The organism is Nocardia flavorosea NBRC 108225 (assembly GCF_001613385.1).
In the GTDB taxonomy this organism is placed as follows: Bacteria; Actinomycetota; Actinomycetes; order Mycobacteriales; family Mycobacteriaceae; genus Nocardia; species Nocardia flavorosea.
In genome coordinates, this window is record NZ_BDCG01000012.1 from 38,320 (window position 1) to 50,201 (window position 11,882).

Annotated in this window: 9 protein-coding genes; 2 read left to right on the plus strand and 7 right to left on the minus strand. The window is 67.4% G+C overall.

Annotated elements, in window-relative coordinates; genetic code table 11:
• The first annotated feature begins 234 nt into the window (after nt 1-234).
• On the plus strand, nt 235-1,101 hold the full coding sequence (locus NFL01S_RS13220; protein ID WP_062974945.1) for a class I SAM-dependent methyltransferase: 867 nt from the start codon (nt 235-237) through the stop codon (nt 1,099-1,101).
• 39 nt (nt 1,102-1,140) lie between these two features.
• Here NFL01S_RS13220 and NFL01S_RS13225 read toward each other — a convergent pair whose 3' ends face one another.
• The 4 genes from NFL01S_RS13225 to NFL01S_RS13240 all read right to left on the minus strand — a co-directional run bounded on the left by NFL01S_RS13225 (nt 1,141) and on the right by NFL01S_RS13240 (nt 7,165).
• Nucleotides 1,141-2,355 carry an aminotransferase class V-fold PLP-dependent enzyme gene (locus tag NFL01S_RS13225; RefSeq protein WP_062974947.1) on the minus strand — a complete coding sequence of 405 codons (1,215 nt, stop codon included), beginning with the start codon at nt 2,353-2,355 and terminating at the stop codon, nt 1,141-1,143.
• A gap of 4 nt (nt 2,356-2,359) precedes the next feature.
• Nucleotides 2,360-3,679: a pyridoxal-phosphate dependent enzyme gene (locus NFL01S_RS13230; protein ID WP_062974949.1), complete on the minus strand. Its 1,320-nt coding sequence runs from the start codon at nt 3,677-3,679 to the stop codon at nt 2,360-2,362.
• A complete protein-coding gene (locus tag NFL01S_RS13235; RefSeq protein WP_210745020.1) occupies nt 3,676-5,115 on the minus strand; it encodes a type III PLP-dependent enzyme domain-containing protein in 1,440 nt (479 codons plus the stop codon). The genes NFL01S_RS13230 and NFL01S_RS13235 overlap by 4 nt, the downstream gene beginning before the upstream one ends.
• A gap of 646 nt (nt 5,116-5,761) precedes the next feature.
• Nucleotides 5,762-7,165: an MFS transporter gene (locus tag NFL01S_RS13240; protein WP_062974953.1), complete on the minus strand. Its 1,404-nt coding sequence runs from the start codon at nt 7,163-7,165 to the stop codon at nt 5,762-5,764.
• A 320-nt stretch (nt 7,166-7,485) separates the two neighbouring features.
• On the opposite strand from NFL01S_RS13240, the gene NFL01S_RS13245 reads away from it, so the two are divergent.
• A complete protein-coding gene (locus tag NFL01S_RS13245) occupies nt 7,486-8,199 on the plus strand; it encodes a class I SAM-dependent methyltransferase (RefSeq protein WP_062974955.1) in 714 nt (237 codons plus the stop codon).
• A gap of 48 nt (nt 8,200-8,247) precedes the next feature.
• Here NFL01S_RS13245 and NFL01S_RS13250 read toward each other — a convergent pair whose 3' ends face one another.
• Genes NFL01S_RS13250 through NFL01S_RS13260 form a run of 3 tightly spaced genes read right to left on the minus strand, consistent with a single transcriptional unit; the run spans nt 8,248 to nt 11,833 of the window.
• Nucleotides 8,248-9,540: a cytochrome P450 gene (locus tag NFL01S_RS13250; protein WP_062974957.1), complete on the minus strand. Its 1,293-nt coding sequence runs from the start codon at nt 9,538-9,540 to the stop codon at nt 8,248-8,250.
• Nucleotides 9,537-10,697 (minus strand): Gfo/Idh/MocA family oxidoreductase, encoded by a 1,161-nt coding sequence (locus NFL01S_RS13255; protein ID WP_245670673.1) that lies wholly within the window; start codon nt 10,695-10,697, stop codon nt 9,537-9,539. Before NFL01S_RS13255 ends, NFL01S_RS13250 begins: the two co-directional genes overlap by 4 nt.
• Nucleotides 10,694-11,833, minus strand: coding sequence for a saccharopine dehydrogenase NADP-binding domain-containing protein (locus NFL01S_RS13260; protein ID WP_062974961.1), 1,140 nt, complete (start codon nt 11,831-11,833; stop codon nt 10,694-10,696). The genes NFL01S_RS13255 and NFL01S_RS13260 overlap by 4 nt, the downstream gene beginning before the upstream one ends.
• Nucleotides 11,834-11,882: the final 49 nt, after the last annotated feature.

Genomic DNA, 11,882 nt, shown 5'->3' on the forward strand with positions numbered 1-11,882 from the left:
GACATGGAGTCGACGGCCGCGACCGGCCCGCCGCGCGAGTGGACGCCGAGTCCGCCGCGCGCGTGGCGACCACACCGCAGGCGCTCGCGACGCCGAGCCGGCTACCGATCTCCTCACCGAACTCCGCGAGGATTCGCGCACGGTCGCCGAACTCGCCGAAGCGGTGGGTGGTGAACCGCACCCCGCCGCGCGCCGATTATTCATTGAAAATGATGTTCAGTACTATCGCTTGCCGTGACGATCAGCCAGCGCCGACGGACCAGCGTAGCGGGGACCGGGACTTCCACCGACGACCCGGCCGCCGCAGAAGCCGTGTTCCTCGATGCCACCGTGCGCCTGCTCGAACCACTGGGCGTGCAGCCGGGTGAGACCGTCGTCGAGGTGGGGCCGGGCGCCGGATCCGCGACCGTCGCGCTGGCGCAGGCCGTCGGTGAACTGGGCTGTGTCTACGCCGTCGACGTGGATTCCACAATGCTGGATGCCACCGGTCATACCGCCCGGGCGGCGGGTGTGGCCGACCGGATCCGTCCGGTGCTGCACAACATCGAGGAGGGTGTGCCGCCGTTGCCCGGACCGGTCGACGCGGTCTGGTCGTCGTGGTGTGTGCACCATGCTCGGGACTGGGACGCCGCGGCACGCGCACTCGTCGGCATGCTGCGGCCGGGAGGCCGGATGTGCCTGGCCGAGGGCGGGCTGCCGGCCCGGTGCCTGCCCTGGGATATCGGGATCGGACGGCCCGGGCTGGAGGTCCGGCTGGACGAGGCCCACGATAGGCATTTCACACAATGGTTCTTCGGTCGGCCGGGCGCCACCAGGCCGAATCGGGGCTGGAACGAGATCCTGCACTCCGCCGGGCTCCTCGATATCACTGCGTTCAGCGTGCTGGTCGATATTCCTGCGCCGCTTTCCGAACCCGTTCGCGACGTGGTACTCGCCGAACTGGCGGCCCGGGTCCGGCGGGCACAACCGTTCCTGACCGAGAGCGATGCCACGGTCTGGTCGTGGCTGCTCGATCCCGAGCACGCGGCCTGGCTCGGGCACCGCGCCGATCTGGCGCTGCTCACCGCCCGGACCGGGTTCAGCGGACGCAAACCCGAGTAGACGAACGAGGGTGCGGGAGGCCGACCGGCACTGCGTGGTTCAGCTCGTCATCTCCTCGCATCGCCGAACGACCTCGAGCACCCGGTCGATCTCCTCAGGCGTGTTGTAGACATATGCGCTCACCCGGACAGCGTGGTCGTCGGAGCCGCGACCGGCCTGACATTGACTGTCCGCCCGCACCATGATCCCCTCATCCGCGAGAACGAAACCGAGGTCGTCGGCGCGCACCCGGTCGTGCCGGAAAGTCACGATGCCCTCCCGGCGCTGTACCGGAGAATCCGCGGAGAGACTGGTCTGACAACCGAGCACCCGCACCCCGCGGAGTCCGGCGAGGCCCTCGGTGAGCCGGCTACTCAAAGCCACGGTCCATGCGTGGATCTCGGCCGGGCCGGCGGCATCGACCCAGTCGAACGCGGCCGCCAAGCTGACGATTCCCGCAGTGTTCGGGGACCCCGGCCAGCCGGGCAACCCGAAGCGGGGTCCGCGCCGGTTACGCGCCCACACCGCGCCCACACCGGGCAGGGCCAGCATCTTGTGCCCGGAGAAAACCACGAAGTCGACGTCGAGTTCGGCCACCGAAACCGGGCGGTGTCCGATGCTCTGCGCGGCGTCCAAGCAGATCGGTATCTCGTGTCCGACCGCCGCACGCACGCGATGCACATTCATATCGGCACCGAAGACATGGTGTACATGGGTGACTGCGATGAACCGGGTTCGCTCGGTCACCAGCGCCGGAAGCGCGCGATGGTCGTAATCGCCGGAGGCGGAATCCACCGGCATCGGCAATACCCTTACCCGGATACCGCTCCGGGCAAGGGTATCCCGCATATCGAGCCAGGGCCGCAAATTGGACTCGTGATCGCCGAACGGGACGATGATCTCGTCGCCGTCGGTGAGCCGGTTCGCCAGCCATCCGGCGACCGCCCGCAGCCCGGCGCTGGTGCCGTCGACGAACTCGACCACCGAATCGCCGCCGTGATCGCCCAGCGCCGAACACACGCGCCGCCGGGCCGCCTCGATTCGGGCGGTGGTGGCGGTGGCCCACGGGTAGGAACCGCGCGCGGCGTTGGCGTTTCCCGTCGTGAGGTAGTCGGTGACGGCATCCAGCACCGCCTGCGGTTTCTGTGTGGTCGCCGCATTGTCCAGATATGCCAGTTGCGGGTTGTTCGCGATGATGGGGAACTGCGCGCGCAGCGATCGTTGCCAGCCGGCGAGGCGGTCGAGCACTTCGCTCGGGTTCGTCACGCTGGTCATGGCGTCAGTCCCGGACCAAGGGCGCACCGGCGTCACGCCAGGCCACGACACCGCCGCGCAGGCTGCGCGCGTCCCGGTGCCCCATTCGGGTCAGCAGCGCGGCGTATCGCGCAGATTTCTCACCGACCGGGCAGACCAGCAGCACGGGCCGGCTCGCCCCGAACGGCAGGCCGCCGTGTACCAGTTCGTCGAACAGGTCGTCGACGATATTCACGGAGTTCTCGATATGTAAGGCGGTGAAGGCGAACGCTCCACGCAGATCCACGATCAGCGGGCGCTGCCGGGTGATCCACTCGCGCGCCTCGGCGACGTCCAGCTGCGTCGCCGCAGCGATTTCGGCCTCGGTCAGCGTATCCACCGAGTTCGGGCGCGCAGGCTGGTTGAACAGGTCCGGCCTGCGCTTGCGGATATAGCTCATATAGCTTTCGATGCGGTCGCAGACGATGAACACCGCGGTACGACGTTCGGCCAGTTCGGCATCGAGAGCCGAGAGATACCGCAACGCACCGAAATAAGCGGCACCGGCCGTCGGGCCGCCCAGGATGCCGCATCGGCGGTTGAGGGTGAGCATTCCCGCTATGGCCTCGTCCGCACTCACCGAATCGATGGTGTCGTAATTTTCCGGATGGAACAGCCCGACCTCGTTCACCTCGTCGATATTGCGGATTCCCGGGATGAAATCGCTTTTGGCCGCGACCAATCCGATCACCTCGACCGCCGGATTGTGTTCGCGCAGGACTTCGGCCACACCGGCGGACGAACCCGCGGTGCCGACGCAGGCGATGAACACATCCGGCCCCTGCCCGTCGAGATCCTTGACGATCTCGGACGCAGTGCCGGCCCGGTGCGCGTCGATATTGCGGGGATTGAAGTACTGATCGGTGTGCAGGTAGCCGTGGCCGTCCCCGGCGAGCGTCCGATACATCCGGCTCAGTGGATCCTCGGTATCCGTGGGATCGAGGCATTCGGTCTGCCCCGGCAGCTCCTCGATCTGCGCGCCGAGCAACAGCAACAGGTCCTTGATCTCGGGCACCCGCATCCGGTTGGTGACGCTCTTGAACGGCAACCCGTGCATCGCAGCGATCACCGCGAGCGCCTTCGCGGTGTTGCCGCTGGAAAGTTCCACGATGGCGTCCCCCCGCGTTACGGCGCCGGGGAGTTCGTCACGCACCATGTTCCAGGCGGGCCGGTCCTTCACCGAACCGAACGGATTGAGCATCTCCAGTTTGGCGTAGAGGTCGATATTTCGAAGCCCGTGTACCTCCGGGCCGATACGAACCAGTGGCGTGTCCCCGACCACGTCGAGGATGCTCTCGTACTTCATGAGCGGCTACCTTTCCCGGGCCAGTACTGTTCATCCAGGCACCACGACCAGCCGCCCGCGTCGCGAAACACCGCTGCCGTGCGGGCGGTGGGCTGCATCAATGCGTGGTCCGCCGCGAAATCCATGAAGTAGCCGGCTGTGTTCACGAAGGCCAGCAGATCGCCGGGCACCGGCGTACGCGGCAGTGTCACGCGCCGGCGGGTGATGAAATCGTCCTCCAGGCACAGGTTGCCCGTGAGATACACGCCGGTAGCTACGCCGGGCCGTTCGGGCAACAGCACCGGGTCCATCAGTACCGCATGGCTTTCGGCGCTGATATCACGGGAGTTCGCGGCGACGCGGACCAGCGTGTCACCCGCGTGGGTGGTGCGGACCTCGACCACCCGGGCCAGCGTGAGACCGCACTGATCGGTCAGCCCGCGGCCGGGTTCGATGTAGAGGTCGTAGAGGTTCTCCAGGAGCAGGGTGGCCAGTGATCTACCCAGCGAGGAAGATTTCCACGACAGCAGCTCGTCGAGGTAGCGGGCACCCACAATCTCTCGATACGCGGGATAGACCCCCAGCGTGCCGCGTACCGTCCCCGCCTCTGCGTGCAGACCGTAGCCATGGTTCTGCCAGGTCATCGCCGGGCGCCTGCCGAGGACGGCAGAACCCAGTTCCGTTGTGTAGCGTTCCCATTGTTCCCGATCGGCCAGGTAGTTCACGCCGAAACCGCCGCCGATATCGATCGCGGTGGGCGCGAAGCCGCGAGTCAGGGCCCGGTGCATGGCCAGTAGGCACCCCTCGAGCGCCAGCGCCTTCTCCTCCACTCCGGTGGTGTCGAGGTGATAGGAGACGCCGAGCAACCGCAGGGTGTCCCGATACTTGTCGAGCAGATCCAGTGTCGCGTCCAGTTCCCGGGCGTGTACGCCGAACCGGCTCGGCCGGCTCAGAATCGGCACACCCGCGGAATCGAACCCCGAGAGCCGGATCATCACCCGCACCGGCGCCGTTCCGAAACGCGCCGCGATCCCCGCCAACTCCTCGAGCTCTTCGCTGGAATCCGCGTTGACCACCGCACCGACCTGGGCGGCCAGCCACAGGAACTCGGCATCCTTGGGACCGGTCGCCATGATGCGATCCCCGGGGAATCCCGCCGCGAGAACGTGCCGCAATTCCCCCAGGGAGGCCACATCGACCCCGCACTGCCCGGCCACCAGGCACCGGATGAAGGCGCTCGATCGGTTGGCCTTGTGCGCGAAATAGGTTCGCCCGCTCAGTCGGTGCCTGCGGTACACGTCGCGATAATGCTCCGCGTTCGCGGCCATCCGCTCCGGGACGACCACATTCAGCGGTGAACCCAGCGCCTCCACCATCGCGGACAACCGCTCGGGTTCGGCGAGAACATCGCTCAGCAGTCCGTCCACCCGTGGTTCCAGGATCGGTTCCGGCTCCACCCTCATCTCCTGTTCGAGCTACGGCACCGCACCACCGTTGCCGGTACCCTCGGTGCCCGTCGGAAGTGTTCGATCTCCTTTCCACCCCATGAGTTCGGCCGCCGGCACCGGACGAGCCGCGACAGTGATCCGGAGCGTCTGCACGGCAAAGGTTTCCGCTACCAGAGTAGCGACCCTGCCCGGCGTCGGGCTCCTTCCTCGGCAGGAGGACGCCGGGCCGAGTCACCGGCGGTCGATGTGTACAGCAGAATGTCGCGCATTTCCGGCCGGCTTCCCGCGACCGAGGTGAAGATCGCCTCTCGCAGCGAACACTGCGCACGATTTGTCCGCGAGAGAGCACGGCACCGGTGCCGGCGACCAGAGCAGCGGCCGCCCGCACCGCCGGATCGGCGGCGGCACGTGCGGCGAGCCACCCACCCGGTCGCGCCACCACGAGAATCAGTGCGAAGGCCACCAGCAGACGCAACCAGACCAGCAGCCGACGAACGTCCGCGAATGGGTGTGCCATACGCGAACGAGACCCGCCCGGCATCGAGTCCCCGGGCGCGCGAGACGGTCCGGCAGGCCCCGTCGTGGGCTGCGGAATCCAGCATTCTGCACAGTCCACGACGCACACCTCGGAGAGGCAGGGTCCGAGTCGCCGAGCCTACGCACCCACCGGCGCCGCCTGTTTCTTTTCGGGCCGCGGGACAAGCACCCCCGCCACCACCGCGCCGGCCGCGATAAGGGCGGCACACATCAACAGGGCTGCGGAATAGCCGTCGCTGAGCGCCTGCGGCGAACGATCTTCCCCGGTTACCGCAGCCGCGACCGTCGTCAACACGGCCAGGCCGATCGCACCACCGAGCTGGCGGGAGCTGTTCAGCAGACCGGAGGCCATCCCCGCTTCCTCGGCCGAAATTCCCTGCATTGCGACTGCACCCATCACGACGAAGCCGGCGCCGATGCCGATACTCGCCACCATGGACGGACCGAGAAGCTGGGCGGCGAACGAGCCGCCGGGCCCGGCCAGGCCGAACCATGCGATACCGAGCGCACCGAGCAGGCCACCGGCCACCAGGGCGGCACGCTGACCGAAACGCCGCACGATCGGCCCGACTCCGAACATGCCGATCACCGCGCCGATGGAGAACGGAACGAACGCGAGGCCGGCCGCCACGGGAGAGTACTGCAGCACGTTCTGCATGTGCAGCGAGAGGAAATAGAACGCGGCCAGCTGGCCCGCGGTGATCATGAAGCCGAAAACATTGGCGCCCAGAACACTTCCGTGCGCGAACAATCCCAGTCGCATCAGCGGCTCGGACGCCCGGGATTCCACCAGGACGAACCCGGCCAGCAGGATCACTGCCACTGCGAAGGTGGCCACGGTGGCACCGGATGCCCAGCCCTGCTCGTCGGTCCGCACCACGCCGAGGATCAACAGGATCATTCCCGCGGTGACCAGCAGAGCCCCGAGCGCATCGAGCCGGGGGCGCTCGCCTTCCCTGAGCCCGCCGATTCCGGTCACCGCGGTGACCACGGCAACGATGACAATCGGGATATTGATCAGGAAAACCCACCGCCAATCCACGAAATCGGTGAGTACACCACTGGCGACGACACCGAGCGTGCCACCCAGCATCGTGGACGCACCCCAGAGGCTCATGGCCTTGGTGCGCGCTCGCCCCTCCTCGAAGGTCACACTGATCAACGCCAGCGACAGCGGCGACAATGCCGCGGCGCCCAGGCCTTGGGCCGCCCGCGCCACGATGAGCAACGCAGGATCCTGCGCGAGCCCGCCGACGAGGCTGGCGACGCCGAAGACCCCGAGACCGATGAGCATCGTATTGCGGCGGCCGATCACATCACCGAGCCGGCCACCGAGCAGCAGAAAACCGCCGAACACCACGATGTAGGCGTTGACGACCCACTGCAGCGCGGTCGCCGACATCCCGAACTCGGATCGGATCGCCGGCAGTGCGACATTCACCACGGACAAATCGAGGGAAACCATGAATTGCACGATCACGACCGTGGCCAGCACTGCAGCCGGTCTGTTGAGCTGAGTCATCTACCTCTCCAGCAAAATTCGAATCGTAGGGCAGATCGCTCCGCCGCAGCGTTTCCCGTTGCACACGACCGTGTTTCACGACCCGGACGCGTACACGGCCCCGGCGGCTGCACACCCGGATACAGCCATATCCGTCGACGGCCCGGGTGGCGTACCGTCAGGCGCTGGCAGCTTACTATTGAAAATCATTTTCAGCCAGGCGGAATCGCGGACCACGGCCGACGACACCCCCTTTATCGGAATCGAACCACACAAGCATAATGATAATCTTTTTCATTAAGCAGCCGTGTGGCTGTGGTCATGAAGCAGGAGAGATGTGCATGGACGACTTCTACTCGCCGGTCGCCGAGTTCTACGACCTGGTCCCCCGCGCGCACGCCGAAGGTGAAGCCGCCCTTCGGAAAATACTGACCGATGTCGACCCGAGCGCTGGTCCGGTGGTCGATATCGGCGCCGGTACCGGGCGCACCTGCCGCATCGTCGCCGAGGTGCTCCCGACGGCGAAAATCCTTGCCTGCGAACCCGCTCCGGCGATGCGGGCGGTCCTGACCCACGACGTGGTCGCCGACGAGGACCTCCGGCGCCGAGTCACCATCGTGGCAGAGCCGGCGGAATCGGTTGTCCTGCCCGACTCCATCTCGGCCTTGATCGTCTTCGGCGTACTCGGTCATATCGGAGCCGAAGAGCGCCGTGCACTGTGGGATCGAGTACTCCCCCGGCTGGCGCCCGGAGCGCCGGTGCTGGTGGAACTGCTACCGGTCACCCGCCCTACGACGCTGCCCACAATGGAACTGGCCCGTGAACAGATCGGCGATCTCCTCTACGAAGGGTCACTCGAGGCCGAGCCGGCCGGTGGCGATCTGATCCGGATGACGTCGACGTGGCAGATAAGTGGCGATGCGGTACCCACTCGGGTTGTCCGGAATATCAGCGAGTGGCATACGTTCGGCATCGAGGATCTGGCCGACGAAACGGGTCTGACCGGCGAACAGCTCACCGCCCAAGCCGGTGTCCTGCGCGCTCTGCGCAACTGAGCCGAGCGGATGTACCCGTGGCACGGGCCGCGGGTACATCCCGATCCTTCAGTGGTTTTCGTCGATACGTATGACGATGCCACCGCTCGGGTGCATGCCGATCAATCCCACGGGCCGCGCATCGGTGGTCATCAGTTCACCGTCGATTCGTCGCGCGATGGCAGTAAAGGCGGCTTTGATCGCCATGGTGGCGAAATTGGCGCCGACGCAGCGGTGCGGGCCGACCCCGAAGGGCAGGAACTCGTGCGGCGCCGGACGGCGATAGCGCTCCGAACCCGGATCCCATCTGCTGGGGTCGAAACGGTGCGGCTCGGGCCACACCGACTCCAGCCGGTGGGTGTGGTATGGACTGAAGATCAACAGATCACCGGGGGCGAACCGCTGTCCGGCCAGGGTGAACTCGGTGGCGACGGTACGCGAGATGATGGCGGTGGCCGGGTAGAGCCGCATGGTCTCGGAGACGACATGATCCAGACCGGGCGGATCCGGCTCGACCGCGTGCCGCTCGGCGATCGCCGCGGTGATCCGCGTCCAGAGGGGACGATCGCGCAGCGTGCAGTACAGCAGCCACGACAGCTGCGCCGCCGTGGTTTCGGCGCCCGCCTCGAGCAGGCTGACCAGCTGGTCGGTGATCTCGTCGTCGGTGAGCCGGGCACCGTCCACCCCGCGCAGCAAGGCACCCAGGACGTCGTTACCCGGATCGTCCTGGGTGGCCCGTCGCTCGATCTCGGCGCTCACCCAGCGGTGGACGGAAGAACGCGCCAGCAGCGCCCGGCGCCAGACGGGTGACCCCGATCCGCGTTCTATGCTGCCGCCCACCACGTCGGTGTCGATGGCGCGGTGGATATCGCGTAGCCAGTCGTCGAGGCCCTCTGAACGTTCCATGGCGGCCGAGCCGAACAAGCTCTCCAGGGTGGCCAGTCGCATGGCCCGCCGCAGTGCGGGATACACGTCGACAGCATCGCCCGGTGCCCATTCCGCCACGGCGGTCTCGATATGCCGGGTGACGGTATCGAGGTGGTCGGCGACCCGGCGGGCGGTGAAAGCAGGGGTAACGAGCCGGCGCAGGCGGCGATGCCGGTCACCGTCGTTGACGAGCAAGGCAGACCGTCCGGTCAGCGGAGTCAGCGCGGCGAATGCCGCTTCCCAGCTGAAAACGTGACTGTTCGCCAGGATGTAGGCGCTCGCCTCTGTGCCGAGGACCACCCGGAAGCGCATCGGTCCGGCGCCCACTGTGGAAATCGCACCGTTGTCTCGATAGAGCCGCTGCATCGTGGTGAACGGGTCGGCCGAGAAGGCCTGCAGATCAGCCAGTTCGCGTAGCGAGCCGGTGGTCGTCATCGGGCATCACCGGTCCACGGCGGACGGGCGGCCAGCAGTCCGGGCAGTGGCACCGGCACGGGTGTAGCCGGCCGGATCAACTCGGGTTGCCCGAGCACCGTCGTGAGTCGTTGCCATATGGCGGTGACGGTCACGGCCCACTGGCCGGCGCCCAGGCAACGGCGCGGATCGGCGATATCTGCGCGCAAGAGATCGAGTGCTACCCGGACACTGCCCGGCCAGAGTTCGTCGAAGACGGTCCGGAACGTCGATACGTCCGCCGGGCCGAGAATCTGGGTGCTCGGTACTTCGAGCCGTTCGGTACCGGGTCCGGACATGACCAATCGTCCGGTCGCGTCGCGATCGGTGTGCAGTCGCGGACTCCACAGCACCGGACCGTGGGTATCGGCGAGGGACAGCACTCCGCCTTCGAAGGCGATCGCGAGCCGGTGCAGCAGCAGGGCATGGTTGTCCGGGTCGGCAGGGTGAATCTGATTCTGCACCCGCAAAGACACCGGAACACCGCCGATCACCGCGGTGAGGTGGGTGTAGGGCATCGGCGGATCGGCCAGTGCGGCCAGTTCCGGCGAGACAGGTGCGGGGTCGCCGATCGCCCACGGCCGGAGCCGGCCGACCGCTCGGCCGACGATATCCAGCAGCGAAAAGACTACCTGGCTGCCTGCCGCGGCGTCGATATGCAACGGCTGCTGCCGCTCCCGCAGGATCTCCGCCGCCTGCAAGAACAGCTCGACCGGCGGTAGATGCGGATAGAACGAGTTGAGCCGATAGCACACCCCGTTGTCGCGGGCGGTGCGCAGGCAATCGGTGAGCTCATCGGGATGCAGCAGATGCTCCTGCAATACGTGAATGCCGCGGTTCAGCAGGCTCTGCGACAGTTCCGCGCCGTCGCCGCCCGCGGCGCCGGCCCGCACCGCGACGCAGGCGATATCGATATCACCGGGGAGCTGCTCGACGCCGAGGTAATGCGGCACTCCATAGGATTTCGCATACCCCAGCGACGCGGCACTGCCACGCGAGACGACGCCCGCGAGTTCGGCTCCCGGGTCTTCGTGCACGGCTTTCAGGTACACCCGGCCGAACGATGTACCGCAGACCACAACTTTGGGTGGCGCGGACTGCATGCTGTACCGGCTCGGCATTTCTGGCGGTTCGTTCACAGGCTGCCGATCTCCATGGGTGCGTCATGGGCATGACGATGGGTCTGAAACACCGGTAGCGCGCCGAGGCCGGTCACCGCGCCGACAAGCCCGCGGGGGTCGAGGACATCGTCGGCATAGTGCAGACCCGCAGCGACCTTCCCGGCCAGCACGGATTCGACCGTGTACGCGGCTGTGGCGGCGGTGAGCTCGAAGCTGCTGGAGGTACGCAACACCGCGGTCACGGTGGTGTCCGGGCGGTGCACTGTGAACGCCATCAGATAGAACGGGTCGAGTCCGGCCAGGTCGAGTCCGGCCGCCGCGCTGATCTCGCCGGCGATGGCGGCCAGGGCAACCGGGTCGCTGCGGACACGGCCGCGGAGCCGGGTGAGTGTGAGCCGCAACGCAGTGCCTACGAACACGTTGTACCAGTGGAGATCGTCGAGCCCGGTCGTGCGGGCGAGCCGTTCGGCATCCGCGGTCAGGAACGGCATCGTGGTCACCCGGCCGGGGAACCCGGCGACCTCGACGTCCTCACGCACCGGAAGGGCATTGCGACGGCGCCGGCCGCCGGCCCACGCGGTGCGGGTCTCGCCGTACCAGTGGCCGTCGACACCCGCGCCGTCGGAACTGTCGAGCGATAGGGCGAGGTCGGCCGCCGAGGCCGGCGCGAACGGCTCGATACCGCCCGCGTAGACAACCAGCCGGGCGCCGGTGAGGTCGTCTACCAGCAGCCGGGGGACGACGTTGGCCAGCCCGGGCAACATACCGGCGGACAGCACCGCAGTCCGCCCACCGTTCAGCAGCGGCGACCCATCGAGCAGCCGGTGAGTGGGCCCGTCCCCGGAGACATCGACATAGTCACTGCCGGCCGCCAGCGCAGCCCGCGCCACCCGGTCCGTCAACAGGTAGGACGGGCCCGCGCAGTTGAGCACCAGCCGTGTTCCAGCGCAGAACTGCTCGAGCGATACCGGGTCGCCGGCATCGACCCGTCGCACCTCGGCCCCGGGCGGCACGGCCGCGGAGTCGATCCCGCCGAGAGTTCGCGCGCCGATCCGCAGTTCACCGATACCGAGCCCGGTGAGCATCCGCACCGCCGCCCGCCCGACGACACCGGTGGCACCGAGCACCGCTATCCGGCTACCGGTCCCTGTCATTACCGCATCTCCTCGACGGCACGGCCGCGGGCACAACCGCCGGTGCCGG